15 protein-coding genes and 1 pseudogene are annotated in these 12413 nt (G+C 58.3%); 9 read left to right on the top strand and 7 right to left on the bottom strand.

The genetic code is table 11. From position 1 onward, the window contains the following. A partial coding sequence (locus tag DXA70_RS11190) for an IS3 family transposase (protein ID WP_147341633.1) occupies nucleotides 1-242 on the top strand: 242 nt, incomplete at its 5' end. Nucleotides 243-337: 95 nt separating this feature from the next. Here DXA70_RS11190 and DXA70_RS11185 read toward each other — a convergent pair. The 3 genes and pseudogenes from DXA70_RS11185 to DXA70_RS11175 form a co-directional block, all read right to left on the bottom strand. After that, a complete protein-coding gene (locus DXA70_RS11185) occupies nucleotides 338-1207 on the bottom strand; it encodes a LysR family transcriptional regulator (RefSeq protein ID WP_128118512.1) in 870 nt (289 codons plus the stop codon). A gap of 15 nt (nucleotides 1208-1222) precedes the next feature. Then, nucleotides 1223-1922 (bottom strand): annotated as a pseudogene (gene tsaA, locus DXA70_RS11180) (tRNA (N6-threonylcarbamoyladenosine(37)-N6)-methyltransferase TrmO). Between the two features lie 180 nt (nucleotides 1923-2102). Then, nucleotides 2103-2723 (bottom strand): XRE family transcriptional regulator, encoded by a 621-nt coding sequence (locus tag DXA70_RS11175; protein ID WP_022256632.1) that lies wholly within the window; start codon nucleotides 2721-2723, stop codon nucleotides 2103-2105. A 193-nt stretch (nucleotides 2724-2916) separates the two neighbouring features. Here DXA70_RS11175 and DXA70_RS11170 point away from each other — a divergent pair, with 193 nt between their 5' ends. Further along, nucleotides 2917-3129 (top strand): hypothetical protein, encoded by a 213-nt coding sequence (locus tag DXA70_RS11170; RefSeq protein WP_022256633.1) that lies wholly within the window; start codon nucleotides 2917-2919, stop codon nucleotides 3127-3129. Between the two features lie 14 nt (nucleotides 3130-3143). After that, on the top strand, nucleotides 3144-3437 hold the full coding sequence (locus DXA70_RS11165; RefSeq protein ID WP_128118511.1) for a hypothetical protein: 294 nt from the start codon (nucleotides 3144-3146) through the stop codon (nucleotides 3435-3437). Nucleotides 3438-3484: 47 nt separating this feature from the next. Here the strand turns inward: DXA70_RS11165 and DXA70_RS11160 are convergent, their stop codons facing one another. The 4 genes from DXA70_RS11160 to DXA70_RS11145 all read right to left on the bottom strand — a co-directional run bounded on the left by DXA70_RS11160 (nucleotide 3485) and on the right by DXA70_RS11145 (nucleotide 6356). Beyond that, nucleotides 3485-3655 (bottom strand): FeoB-associated Cys-rich membrane protein, encoded by a 171-nt coding sequence (locus DXA70_RS11160; protein ID WP_112116016.1) that lies wholly within the window; start codon nucleotides 3653-3655, stop codon nucleotides 3485-3487. A gap of 75 nt (nucleotides 3656-3730) precedes the next feature. Beyond that, on the bottom strand, nucleotides 3731-4270 hold the full coding sequence (locus DXA70_RS11155; protein WP_128118510.1) for a chromate transporter: 540 nt from the start codon (nucleotides 4268-4270) through the stop codon (nucleotides 3731-3733). Then, nucleotides 4263-4853, bottom strand: a complete 591-nt coding sequence (locus DXA70_RS11150) for a chromate transporter (protein WP_128118509.1) — start codon at nucleotides 4851-4853, stop codon at nucleotides 4263-4265. Before DXA70_RS11150 ends, DXA70_RS11155 begins: the two co-directional genes overlap by 8 nt. Before the next feature lie 141 nt (nucleotides 4854-4994). Next, nucleotides 4995-6356: an MATE family efflux transporter gene (locus DXA70_RS11145; protein WP_128118508.1), complete on the bottom strand. Its 1362-nt coding sequence runs from the start codon at nucleotides 6354-6356 to the stop codon at nucleotides 4995-4997. Between the two features lie 1024 nt (nucleotides 6357-7380). Between DXA70_RS11145 and DXA70_RS11140 the strand changes: the two genes are divergently transcribed. The 6 genes from DXA70_RS11140 (at nucleotide 7381) to atpG (ending at nucleotide 12367) form a co-directional block, all read left to right on the top strand. Further along, entirely contained in the window at nucleotides 7381-7605 is a 225-nt protein-coding gene (locus DXA70_RS11140) for a hypothetical protein (RefSeq protein ID WP_243001350.1), read from the top strand. A 524-nt stretch (nucleotides 7606-8129) separates the two neighbouring features. Then, a complete protein-coding gene (locus tag DXA70_RS11135; protein WP_128118507.1) occupies nucleotides 8130-8813 on the top strand; it encodes a F0F1 ATP synthase subunit A in 684 nt (227 codons plus the stop codon). Nucleotides 8814-9018: 205 nt separating this feature from the next. Continuing rightward, nucleotides 9019-9243, top strand: coding sequence for an ATP synthase F0 subunit C (gene atpE / locus DXA70_RS11130; RefSeq protein ID WP_022256641.1), 225 nt, complete (start codon nucleotides 9019-9021; stop codon nucleotides 9241-9243). A 17-nt stretch (nucleotides 9244-9260) separates the two neighbouring features. After that, nucleotides 9261-9752: a F0F1 ATP synthase subunit B gene (atpF, locus tag DXA70_RS11125; protein WP_112148591.1), complete on the top strand. Its 492-nt coding sequence runs from the start codon at nucleotides 9261-9263 to the stop codon at nucleotides 9750-9752. Next, nucleotides 9742-11496 (top strand): F0F1 ATP synthase subunit alpha, encoded by a 1755-nt coding sequence (gene atpA / locus DXA70_RS11120; protein WP_128118506.1) that lies wholly within the window; start codon nucleotides 9742-9744, stop codon nucleotides 11494-11496. The genes atpF and atpA overlap by 11 nt, the downstream gene beginning before the upstream one ends. Next, on the top strand, nucleotides 11483-12367 hold the full coding sequence (gene atpG / locus DXA70_RS11115) for an ATP synthase F1 subunit gamma (RefSeq protein WP_022256644.1): 885 nt from the start codon (nucleotides 11483-11485) through the stop codon (nucleotides 12365-12367). Before atpA ends, atpG begins: the two co-directional genes overlap by 14 nt. Nucleotides 12368-12413 lie beyond the last annotated feature (46 nt).

Genomic DNA, 12413 nt, shown 5'->3' with positions numbered 1-12413 from the left:
GAGCGAAAGGCATTACACAAAGTATGTCCCGGAAAGCCACTTGTCTGGATAATGCGGTTGCTGAAAACTTCTTTGGCTTGCTCAAGACGGAACTGTTCTATTTGGAAAAATTCGATTCCGTTGAACAGCTCGAAAAGGCCATTGTTGAGTATATCGATTACTACAACAACTGCCGAATCAAATTAAAACTAAACGGCCTGAGCCCTGTGCAATACAGGATTCAGACCGTTCAGGTTGCTTGATTTTAAATTTTGTCTAACTTTTGGGGTTCATTTCACTTAGGCTTGGAGCTGTTTTTTTATTTTGCCGGGGTGCGGGGCCAAACAGAGCCGGTGATTCACACCAGCTCAATAAACGCTTTCATCTGAGGGGTCAGCCATTTATCCCGGTGGTAAAACAACTGGCGGTGCATAGATATCTGGCACTCGGGGACGTTGAGGCGGGCCAGGCGGTGGGCCGCCAGCTCATTGCGGACGATGTATTCCGGCAGGAACGAGAGGCCCATCCCCCGCTCCACCATCTCGGCCAGCATGGCGGCGCTGCCCAGCTCAATGTAGGGCTTCAGAGCCAGGTGATGGGCGTCCATGCACTGATCCAGAGCGTCGCGGTAGCTCATTCCCCGCTCGGTGAGCAGAAATTCCTGCTTCGCAAGCTCCTCCAGCGTGACCACCTCCTGCCGGGCCAGCGGATGGTTTGGCGGAGCCACCATGCAGATGGGCTCCAGCTCGTTGAACGCCAGCACAAGATTGGGCTGCAAAATGGGCTGATCGAGGGTGTAAGCCAGATCGACCTCGTTGGAGCTCAGCCACTGGAGCATCTCGTCGGCTGTGGCGGTGCGGAGCACCAGCTCCACCTCCGGGCAGCGGGCGTGGTAGTGGAGCAGCAGGTCGGGCAGAAAGGTGCTGCACACCGAGTCCGCCAGTGCGATGCGGAGGGTGCCCCGCACCTCCCGGGCGGGCTGCAGGGCCGCTTTGGCCTGCTGGGCCGTCGCCAGCAGGGTGCGGGCGTAATCCTGAAACGTGAGCCCCGCGTCGGTCAGGCGGACGGTCTTGCCCACCCGGTCAAACAGCGGGGTGCCCAGCTCGGCCTCCAGCTGGGCGATCTGAGAGGAGACAGCCGACTGGGAGTAGCCCAGCTCCCGCGCGGCGCGGGAAAAGCTGTGCAGCTCCGCAATGTGCAAAAAGGTGTTGATGGTTCGCAGCTCCATGAGCAGTTCCTCCGGTCAGCGGCGGGTGATATCCGTCACGGTCAGGGTCTCGCCGTCCACGGTGAAATGCACTTCCAGTCCGGCAAACTCCATGCCGTACACCCGGGCAGGGTCATGCTGGTAGGAGGGGCGGGGGTCATGGGCCAGCACGCCCCGCAGGCCCTCCTGCTCCGCCTCCGGGACCCGTGCCCAGAGGGCGGGGTCACACTCCACATTCAGGTGGTGCATCCGGGTCTGGGCCGTAAAGCCCGCCGAGGCATCCGGGTGGCAGTCGGCGTACGGGATATAGGGCTTGATGTCGTAGATGGGGGTGCCGTCCATGAGGTCGGCGCCCCGCACGATGAGGACCGGGCCCACCTCGGGCCGGATCTCGATCTTTTCCAGCTGGACGCTGGACAGGCCCAGCGGATTGGGCCGGAACGGCGAGCGGGTGGCAAACACGCCCATCCGGGTGTTGCCGCCCAAGCGTGGCGGGCGGACCGTGGGCGACCAGGTATCCCGCACGGCCCCGGAGAACTGCCACACCAGCCAGATGTGGCTGAAATCTTCCAGCCCGCGCACGGCGTCCGGGTTGCGGTACTCCGGGGTAAAAATGATCTCGCCCCGCAGGCTGTCCACCAGCGCTCTGGCGCGGGATGCCAAACTTGGTGGGGAACGCCGTGTGGATGTGGGCGATGACGTTCAGGGTCATCGCTTCTGTGGAAGCTTTTTCCATGATAATATCCTCCTGCCGTAGGCCCCAGGCACTGCTGTGCCGGAGCCCATCGGGCGAATTTTTGAAACAAAACCGACATGCCAAGGGCTCCCCTGTCAGGAAAGACTCCCCCGGTCGGGGGAGGTGGCACGAAAGTGCCGAAAGGGGAGTGGCTGGCATCGCGGAGCGATGACGGAGAGGTTATAAACCTCTGCAGAAGCCGACCGCCCTGCCCTCGATCTGAATCTCCTCCAGCTGGGAGCCTGCATAGATCATGGGCGGGCAGACGGCGGCGTTATCGGCCAGGAGCATGACCGTGCTGCCCTGGCGGTGAAAATGTTTCAGGGTGGCTTCGTCCCCGATGCGGACCGCGGCGATCTCTCCCTGCTCCACCTCCGGCTGGCGGCGGATGCAGACGATGTCGCCATCGCAGATGGTGGGAGCCATGCTGCTGCCGTGGCAGGTCAGGGCAAAATCCGCGTGCCACGCGGCGGGGACCCCGATATAGCTCTCGATGTTCTGCTCCGCCGTGATGGGCGTGCCGCAGGCAATGGAGCCCACCAGCGGCACCCGCGCCATTTCCGGCAGGGGCTCAAACCCCGGAGGCGGGGCGGCGGCGGTCTCAATGCCCAGCAGCCAGGCCGGAGTGGTGTCCAGCGCGGCGGCCAGCTCTTCCAGCTTGGACTGGGGCAGGTCGTTGACCCCTTTTTCCAATTTGGTGATGGAGGATTTGGAGCGGTATCCCATCCGGTCGGCCAGCTCCTCCTGTGACAGGCCGAGAGCGGCCCGGCGCTCCCGGACGCGGCGTGCCAGTTCTGACATAAAAACTCCTCGCTTTCCCTTGCGTGTGCAGAAAAACTGCTCTCTGAAGATAGAATAGCAGAACATTTCCTAAAAATCAACCGTTTTTGCTCTATTTTTCCAAAAGAGTTGACAGCTAATCAACTTCTCGCTATAATACAACCAAAGATTGTGCATCGCATCCAGAATTCGAAATCAAAAGGAGGCATTTTTTATGACAGATACCATGCTGCTCCTCTCCTGCATGAAGTGCAAACGCATCACACTGGGCTATGCAGCCGAGGTGCTGGGCATCAGCAGCTCCACCCTGCGTTATAAGATCAACAACGACCGGGATTTCAAAGTCAGTGAGGTGGACAAGCTCTGCCACCTGCTGGGGCTCAACCGGGACCAGCGCGACCTGTACTTTTTCCGGCATGTCAGCTGAGAGGAGGCATTTTCATGACACAGCAGCAGCGCCGCGCTACCCGCAACGCCCTGGCCCACTACGGCCAGCGGGGATACCGCCAGACGTTCGAGGGCCGCGGCTGGAGCCTGGCCATTGAGCAGGCACTGCGTTATTATGACCAGACCGACCCCATCCGTGCCCGGCTGCTCCGGATGCGCTACTTTGAGCATCGGAGCATCGAGGATGTCATGGAGCAGCTCAACCTGAGTTACAGCACTTACCAGAAAGCTCACAGCGACCTGTTGAGCACCATTGCGGTCTACGCCGCCCACAATGGGCAGCTGTAGCACAAAACCCCCGGACAGCCAATGGCTGCCGGGGGCTTTTTGATGCATCAGGTATTCTGGTTGGATTTCGGCTGCTCACAGCCGTCGTGGTGGTGGCAGGAGGCACAGTTGCCGCCGCAGCCCTCCCCTTTCCAGCCGCCCTGCTTGGAGATCCAGACCACGGCCAGCCCAAACAGGATGGCCAGGACCAGAACGGTGATAATTCCGCGAATCGTCATAAAAAAGACCTCTCTCTGGCGTGAAGTTGCGCTCGAGGATAGTATACACTATTTTGCCGTTTTGGGCAACTGTTCTCACAGCACTCCAAAACAAACCAGCCCCAGCACCGCCGCGATGCCGATGACCTTGGGGATGGCCATTTTCTTTTTGCGGAGGAGCCAGAAGCAGAGCAGGCCAATGCCAAGGCCCGCCCAGCTGATGCCCTCTGCAAAGTAGGTACTCCCGCTCAGGGTAATGAGGACCGCAAAGATCATGCCCACGCAGATGGGCTTGACCGCCCGCATGATATAAAGCATGACCTTGCTCTCCCGGAATTTCTGGAAGAAGAGGGCCGCCACAAGGGTCAGCGTCAGGGTGGGGGTCAGCACACCCATGACGGCTGCCGTACCGCCCAGCACTCCGGCGGTCTGGGTACCGGCAAAGGTGGCGCAGTTGACGCCCAGGGAACCGGGGGTCATCTCCGCAATGGCCACGATATTGGCCACATCGTCGGCTGTCATCCAGTTGTGAGAGAGCATTTCTTCCATGATCAGGGGGATCATTGAGGTGCCGCCAAAGCTGGTAAAACCAATTTTGGCAAAGGCGAGGAAGAGCTGGAACAATGTTTTAACCATGCTCTTTCACCCCCATCCAGACAAGGCCCAGCACGGCACCGCCGATCACCAGCACCAGATTACTGATGGACGTAAACAGGCAGATGCAGAGAGCAGCGAGGCAGAGCCCGATCGCAATTTTATCCTTGAGGGCCTCTTTGCTCAGGGAGATGGCCGCACTGCCGATGATGGGCACCACGGCACACTGGACCCCCTTGAGGGCCGCAAAGACCCAGTAATTGTTCTTGATGAGGTCATAAATGGCGGTAACAACGGTCATCACGACGACAGCCGGCACGCACAGCCCCACCGCTGAGAGGATGCCGCCCAGCGGCCCGGCTAACTGGTAGCCGAACAGCAGCACGATGTTGGCCACCATGATCCCCGGCAGGCTCTTGCCCACGGCGATGAGCTCCAGCAGGTCGCTCTGCTCCACCCAGTGGCGCTTGTCCACAAACTCCTGCTCCATCTGGGCAATGATGCTCCACCCGCTGCCAAAAGTAAAGGCACCGAGTTTGATGAACTCCCAGAACAGGAGCAGAGCCATTTTGATGCCCGTCGGGCGGGAAACGGTTTCGGTCCGTTGAGAGGGTTTTGTCTGCATCTGCTGCTCCTTTTGCATCCGGGGTGGTAAAAATTCTTTACCTATTATATAACACGTTTTCAGGGCCTTGGCAAATGGCTATTTTTCATAGAAACACATTCCTTTTCATAGAAACACATTCCATCGTTTCCTGAAACGGCATTACGCGGCGTGCTCCATCCAGTTGGCGCGCCAGGTGTACAAAACCATCAGAACAGCACCCAGCCCCCAGGAAACCGGATAGAGGACGAACACGCCTTCAATGCTGTGGAAGAACGGCAGAATAAACTGGATCCAGGCTACCCGGAACAGGCAGAGGGAGAGCAGCAATACCACCATGGGCGGCACGCTCTTGCCCGTGCCGCGCACGGCACCCGCCAGGCTATGCAGGATGGCCAGCAGGAAGTAGAACGGGCAGAAATACTTCATGGCCGCCACACCAAACTCCACCACGGTATCGTCCTGGGTGAACAGGTGCAGGATGGGGTAACGGAACACCAGCAGCAGGGCACCCGTAAAGAGGGTATAGCCCACGCTCATGGCCAGCGTGACCCACAGGCTCCGCTTGACACGGTCCAGCTTGCCCGCGCCAAAGTTCTGGCCCACAAAGGTAGTGGCCGCCATGCTGAAGCTCATGACCGGCAGGATGTTGAAGCCGTCGATCTTCATGTACGCGGCAAAGCCTGCCATGGCGACAGCGCCGTAGCCGTTGACACTGGACTGCACCAGAACGTTGGAGAACGAGATGACCATGTTCTGGATGCCCGTGGGCAGGCCCACCCGGATGATGCGGGCGGACATTTTGGCATCGGGGCGGATCTTGCGCGGCGTGACCCGGTAGTCATCCTCCACCCGCATCAGGAAGCGGAGGGAGAGGATGCAGGACACCAGCTGGCTGATATCGGTGGCGATGGCCGCGCCCTCCACACCCATCCGCAGCCCGGCAATGAGAACGAGGTCGAGGATGATGTTGGTGATGGAGGCACAGCCCAGGTAGATGAGGGAACGCTGGGAGTTGCCCGCTGCGTTGAGGATGCCGGCCGCCATGTTATAAATGACGCTGAACAGCACGCCGCCAAAGTAGATCCGCATATAGGTCACGGCGTCTTCCAGCACCTCAGCCGGGGTGTTCATCCAGACCAGCAGGCTGCGGCAGACCAGGATACCGCCCACCGTCAGCACAACGCCCAGGATGGCTGCAATGGCCAGCGAGGTGTGCACGGCAATCTGGGCATCCTCCCGATCCTTGGCCCCCAGGTACTGGGCCACCACGACGCCGGCACCCACGGCCACGCCCTGGCTGAAGCCGATGAGCAGGAAGATGGGCGAGCCGCTGGAGCCAACGGCTGCCAGAGCGTTGCTGCCCAGGAAATTGCCCACGATGATGGAATCGGCCGTATTGTACAGCTGCTGGAGCAGGTTGCCCAAAATCAGCGGCACAGCAAACAACAGCAGGTTTTTAAAGATGCCGCCCTCGGTCATCAGCCGTGTCTTTTTGCGCGGCGCAGTGGTAGTTTGTGGCATGATGTTCTCCTTACCTTAAAATATAGACAGTATTTTTAACAATAACGCTTGCAGGAGAAATTGTCAAGAGACATCGGCTGCATTCTCGCAAAATAAAAAAGAGCCGGAATCTTTCCCGGCCCAAACAAAAAACCTGCCGGATGGTGCGGTTGCAAGCCACCATCCGGCAGGATCCTTACTTCTTCGGAGTCATAAGCCTCTTATCCTCGGTTTCCTCATTTTTCGGTCTGTACCGTACGTTTCATTGGAATGATCTCCTTTGGAAACGATGAAGAACTTGGAATTTTCAGGGGACACATTACTTAGTACATTGGATTGACCCTTTTCTCAACTGTTGGAGTGCGGAACACGAATCATGGAGATGAATTTCATATTACCACATTCTTTCGAGTTAGATTTGCCAAGGGCTCCACTACTTAGTACATTGGAGGTTCTCCTTTTCGATTATTCAAATACAGGTCTCCGTAAAGTTTTCATAAGGATCACTCTCCGGCGGATCTATTTGAATTGCCATGGGATTTTATACTCGACAGACTGTTCTGTTGTTCGCATTATTTGATGCTCAAGACCGGCTCTCGTTTTTGTGTTTTTATACGGGGGAAACATCCCGTTTGTGGTGAGCCTCTGTTTTGCTTCTCAGCGATCCCCGACAGTCTGTCCACACTGTGCGGGTTCCATATCAACCATCGGTCTTCGCTCCTTTCTGCTTCAAGTCAGCGGGGTTAGCTCTCGTTTGAGCTTCTGCTGTACTTCTCTGGTTTCTGGCTTTATTATACCCAAAGGTCAGCAGTTTGTCTATTCGCAGAGTGCACAATAATATCCACATTATTTTTCCATATTCAACAGATAAACTGTGTAGATTTTACAGGCAGTTTGATGTAATCCGTTTCATCCGTGTCCGGCAGAGCTTTTTCAGTCGAGCTTCTCCCCCCTTACAGCTTTCCACAAAACTTATTGTTTTCAAGGGGATCGTTTTCGGCAAAATAGGAGAACCCTTTCTCAGCCCCTTACACGACGCCTGAAATTGTGCTATGCCATCTCCCTGATGATCGTCGCCATCATGTGCCCGGTCATGAGCCTGGTGGCAACCGTCCTGTTCAAAGAGCCCAGCTTTGGCATGTGGGTGCACACCTGGGGCTGCAATATGCCCATGGCCCTGTGCTGGCAGATGCTCTACTGTGGCCCGCTCTCCCGGTTCATCTTCCGGCTGGTGTTCCGCCGCGGCAAGGCCGAGAACCCCGCCGCCTGAGCTTTTCACTCTACTAAATAAGTATCGCGGCCATACAGGGTGGACATCTCTGAAGAAAAATCAAGCCGCTTGAGCGCCGGATAAGTCATATAAATTTTATATATCGGATATACCAGCAATATATACTGTATGGATTTTTTCGACAATTTGCCTGGTCATCTCCCTTAAACAGTTAAAATTCAGTTAAGATTTTGTGCACTTGTCACATGTTACAAGCTGCTTTCTTGTGCAAATCAGCAACAAATATTCATCCATTTCGGTACGGAATATAACAAAAAGTAGAAACTTCGCAAGAGGACTTATCAATCCGCGCCTTTCGTGCTATGATACCAGACGAAAAAAGCAGGCAAAGAGAACACAGCAAAGGAGGGCGTGCAGCGGAGTTTCCGGCCACCTCCTTTCTTTTTCTCGTAGAACAGTGCTTTTCTCAATTTCAAAATGTTACGGAAAGGAGATCGAGTGAAAACGGTATTGGATTCAATCTCTCAACCTCTGACCTCGACCCGGCGGAAGGAGGCAGCACGATGAACGCATTGACGGCAGCTCTGAAAGAAGAGCTGAACGTGGAAATGATCTCCATCGGCGGCCTGCAGATCCCGGAGTCGGTGGTAGTCAGCTGGGGCATCATGGCGTTCCTCGTCATCAGCTCCATTCTCCTCACCCGGAACCTCCGGGTAGACCACATCACCAAGCGGCAGGCCATCCTGGAGACCGTCGTGACGTTCATCAACGACTTCTTCGTGGGCTTGCTGGGTGAAAAAGGCAAGCGGTATGTGCCCTACCTCATCTCGGTAGCGCTCTACATCGCCTGCTCCAACCTCATTGGCGTGTTTGGCATCAAGCCCCCCACAAAGGACCTGAATGTCACCGCCGCCCTGGCCTTAATGAGCATCTGCCTCATCGAGTATGCCGGGATCCACGCGCGCGGCGGGGTCGGCTTCCTCAAGAGCCTGACAGCTCCTACCGCCATCATGACCCCCATGAACATTCTGGAGATCGCCATTCGGCCCACCAGCCTGTGTATGCGACTGTTCGGCAACGTGCTGGGCGCGTTCGTCATCATGGAGCTCATCAAGCAGGTGGTGCCTGTCTTTGTGCCGGCTGTGTTCAGCCTGTACTTTGACCTGTTCGACGGCCTGATTCAGACCTATGTGTTCGTCTTCCTGACTTCCCTGTTTATGAAAGAGAATATCGGAGACGAAGAATGATTTCACCCGAGAGCGCAGGGCCCACGCCCTGCCGGAAAATCGGGCCCGTTTCCTCCAGCAGGAATTGAACCATCCTGCCAAGGGCTCCCCTGTTAGGAAAGACTCCCGCCGGGGAGGTGGCACGAAAGTGCCGAAAGGGGGCGGCTGGACGCGAAGCGGACTGAGAGGTTTTACGCATTTCGCATTTACAAAGGAGATATTTATTATGAACGGATTGGTAGCTCTGGGCGCTGGCATTGCAGCGCTGACTGGTATTGGCGGCGGCATTGGCATCGGCATTGCAACCGGTAAGGCAACGGAGGCCATCTCCCGCCAGCCGGAGGCCTCTAGTAAAATTCAGACCAACCTGCTGCTGGGCGCCGCTCTGGCAGAAGGTACTGCAATTTTCGGCTTCGTCGTTGCTCTGATCATCATCCTGTTCCTGGGTTGATCACGGAGGCATGACGAATGCTGACACTGAATCTGAACCTTTTGTATACAGTCGTCAACGTTCTGGTGCTGTTTTTGCTGCTCCGCAAGTTCCTGTACAAGCCTGTCATGAACATCATTGCGCAGCGCCAGAAGCAGGTAGACGACGCTCTGGCTGCCGCTGAGACCTCCAAAAAAGAGGCTGCGACAGCTCTGAACACCGCGCAGGACAAGCTGCGCAATGTGGACGCGGAGGCGGCTGCCCGCCGCACGGCCTATGAAGAGCAGGCCGAAAAAGAGAAGCAGCAGCTCCTGGCGGATGCCCAGAAGCAGGCCGACGCCATTGTGGCTGAGGGCAAGCGGAACGCCGAGGCCGAGCGCCAGCACAAGCTGCGTGAGGCCGACGCCCAGACCACGGCTCTGGCCCGTGAGATGTGCGAGAAGCTGCTGGCCCGCAACCTGACCCAGCAGGACGACGCGCGGCTGCTGGACGATCTGTTACAGAAAGCAGGTGTGGACGATGGCAACTGAGTTCAGCCGCGAGTTCTTCTCCGCCAACCGGATCGTCAAGGCCGACCTGCGGGCTGCCCGCCAGCCCCGCGAGGACGACATCGCCCGCATCAAAGCCGAGGTCAAAAAGCTCTATGACGCCACCGAGGTGCTGCTGAATATCACCGTGGACGAGAGCCTGCTCTCCGGCTATGTGCTGCAGATCGGCGACCGGGTGTTCGACAACTCCGGCCGCCACGCCCTCGACCAGATGATGGAGGGCAAGCCCTCGCTGGCCACCCTCAAGACCCGTGTTGAGGACTACAAGCCCGCTGCCACCAGTGCAGAGGGCGGCGTGGTCATCGCCTCCGCCGACGGCATCGTCCAGGTGGATGGCATGGATCGCGCGGTCTACGGCGAGATCGTCACCTTTGAGAACGGCGCCAAGGGCATGGTGGAGAGCGTGGACCCCGGCAAGCTGGGCGTCATGCTCTTCGACGGCGCGGAGAGCGTCGGCGTGGGCACCCTCGTCACCCGCAGCGGCAAGCGCGCGGGCATCCCGGTGGGCGACGCGTTCCTGGGCCGTGTCATCGACCCGCTGGGCGAGCCCATCGACGGCAAAGGCCCCATCGAATCCGTGGGCTACAACCCCATTGAGAAGCAGGCCCCCGGCATTCTGGAACGACAGAGCGTGGATACCCCGCTCCACACCGGCATCCTGGCCATCGACTCCATGTTCCCCATCGGCCGCGGCCAGCGTGAGCTGATCATCGGCGACCGCCAGACCGGCAAGACTTCCATTGCCACCGATGCCATCCTGAACCAGAAAGACACCGGCGTGCTCTGCATTTACGTCGCCATCGGCCAGAAAGCTTCTTCCATTGCCCGCGTGGCAGGAGACCTGAAGAAGCACGGTGCCATGGATTACACCACCATCGTGGCGGCCACCGCTTCCGACAGCGCCCCGCTGCAGTACATTGCCCCCTATGCCGGCACGGCTCTGGCCGAGTATTTTATGGCACAGGGCAAGAGCGTCCTCATCGTTTACGATGACCTTTCCAAACACGCGGTGGCCTACCGTGCCATCTCCCTGCTGCTGCGGCGCTCCCCCGGCCGTGAGGCTTACCCCGGCGATGTCTTCTATCTGCACTCCCGTCTGCTGGAGCGCTCCTGCCGGATGCGGGATGACCTGGGCGGCGGTTCCATCACCGCCCTGCCCATCGTCGAGACCCAGGCAGGCGATGTCTCCGCTTACATCCCCACCAACGTCATCTCCATCACCGATGGCCAGATCTTCCTCGAGAGCGCCCTGTTCAACGCAGGCAACCGCCCGGCTGTCAATGTCGGCCTGTCCGTCTCCCGTGTGGGCGGCGCGGCACAGACCAAGGCCATGAAGAAAGCCAACGCCAACCTCCGCATCGAGCTGGCCCAGTACAAGGATATGGAGTCTTTCGCCCAGTTCAGCTCTGATCTGGACGCCGAGACCCGCCGCCAGCTGGAGCACGGCAAGGCCCTGATGGAAATGCTCAAGCAGCCGCTGTACCAGCCCAAGTCCGACGCCGAGCAGGTCGTCATCCTGACGCTGGCTTCCCACGGAATGCTGGATTCTCTCCCCACCACCGAACAGCGCGCCAAGACCACCGCTTTTGTGCGGCAGTTCCGCGCCGACGTCTCGGGCACCATGGACGCCATCACCGCCACGGGCAAGATCACCCCGGAGCAGGTAGATGCCATCCTGAACGCCTGGAACGCATTCGTGGGAGGCGACAGCCATGCCGTCCACTAAGCTGCTGAAAGAGCGCATCGAGAGCATCCAGGACACCATGAAGATCACCAACGCGATGTATCTCATCTCGTCCTCCAAGCTCCGCAAGGCGCGCAAGAATTACCAGAACGTGCTGCCCTACTTCACCCGGATGCGGGACACCATCTCCCGTGTGGTCCCCCACCTGCCGGAGGAGCCGGTGCACCCGTTCTTCCATGTCCGCGATGTTCCTGCTCCCAAGCGCGCTTATGTTGTGCTGACGGCAGATAAAGGCATGGCGGGCGCATTCAATCAGAACACGCTCAAGTTCCTCAAGGCACAGGCAGGCGATGACCCCAACGCCAAGTTCTACGTCATCGGCCAGGTCGGTTATCGTGCCCTGCTGCACAAAGACCCCCGCCTTGTGGAAGAGTTCCAGTACAGTGCCACCGCCCCCTCTCTGCAGCGGGCCCGTGACATCACCGTGGATGCCATCGACGATTTCAAGGCAGGCAATCTGGATGAGATCTACCTGATCTACACCAAGATCCAGAATGCCCTGACCAGTGAGCCCGTCATGGTGCGGCTGCTGCCGCTGGATCGAGACCATCTTCAGCCCGCCCCCAAGGGTCTGGGCGACCCCAAAGGCGATGTGGAGATGTTCCCCGACGCCTGGACGGTGTTCGAGCAGACGGCCCCCATCTACATGCACGGCATGATCTTTGGTGCCATGACCGAGAGCTTCTGCGCCGAGCAGAGCGCCCGCATGACCGCCATGGATTCCGCCACCAAGAGCGCCACCGAGATGATCCACGACCTGCAATTGGAGTACAACCGCACCCGGCAGGGCTCCATCACCCAGGAGATCACCGAGATCATCGGCGGCGCGGCAGCAGTACAGAGTTCAGAATAACCGCTCCGTCATCGCTAACGCGATGCCACTTCCCCTAGCAGGGGAG

Origin of the sequence: Faecalibacterium sp. OF04-11AC, from assembly GCF_003460645.1 — a bacterium.
In the GTDB taxonomy this organism is placed as follows: Bacteria; Bacillota; Clostridia; order Oscillospirales; family Ruminococcaceae; genus Faecalibacterium; species Faecalibacterium prausnitzii_I.
Note: the sequence above shows the minus strand (reverse complement) of the source record. Positions and strands in the feature narration are given on the sequence as shown.

Bases quoted from the DNA above. Each gene is read 5' to 3' on its own strand.
- DXA70_RS11160 (WP_112116016.1), bottom strand. From the start codon at position 3,655: ATGACGATTCGCGGAATTATCACCGTTCTGGTCCTGGCCATCCTGTTT.
- DXA70_RS11150 (WP_128118509.1), bottom strand. From the start codon at position 4,853: ATGCAGACAAAACCCTCTCAACGGACCGAAACCGTTTCCCGCCCGACG.
- atpF (WP_112148591.1), top strand. From the start codon at position 9,261: ATGCTGACACTGAATCTGAACCTTTTGTATACAGTCGTCAACGTTCTG.
- DXA70_RS11145 (WP_128118508.1), bottom strand. From the start codon at position 6,356: ATGCCACAAACTACCACTGCGCCGCGCAAAAAGACACGGCTGATGACC.
- atpE (WP_022256641.1), top strand. From the start codon at position 9,019: ATGAACGGATTGGTAGCTCTGGGCGCTGGCATTGCAGCGCTGACTGGT.
- DXA70_RS11185 (WP_128118512.1), bottom strand. From the start codon at position 1,207: ATGGAGCTGCGAACCATCAACACCTTTTTGCACATTGCGGAGCTGCAC.
- DXA70_RS11170 (WP_022256633.1), top strand. From the start codon at position 2,917: ATGACAGATACCATGCTGCTCCTCTCCTGCATGAAGTGCAAACGCATC.
- DXA70_RS11135 (WP_128118507.1), top strand. From the start codon at position 8,130: ATGAACGCATTGACGGCAGCTCTGAAAGAAGAGCTGAACGTGGAAATG.
- atpG (WP_022256644.1), top strand. From the start codon at position 11,483: ATGCCGTCCACTAAGCTGCTGAAAGAGCGCATCGAGAGCATCCAGGAC.
- DXA70_RS11175 (WP_022256632.1), bottom strand. From the start codon at position 2,723: ATGTCAGAACTGGCACGCCGCGTCCGGGAGCGCCGGGCCGCTCTCGGC.
- DXA70_RS11155 (WP_128118510.1), bottom strand. From the start codon at position 4,270: ATGGTTAAAACATTGTTCCAGCTCTTCCTCGCCTTTGCCAAAATTGGT.
- atpA (WP_128118506.1), top strand. From the start codon at position 9,742: ATGGCAACTGAGTTCAGCCGCGAGTTCTTCTCCGCCAACCGGATCGTC.
- DXA70_RS11165 (WP_128118511.1), top strand. From the start codon at position 3,144: ATGACACAGCAGCAGCGCCGCGCTACCCGCAACGCCCTGGCCCACTAC.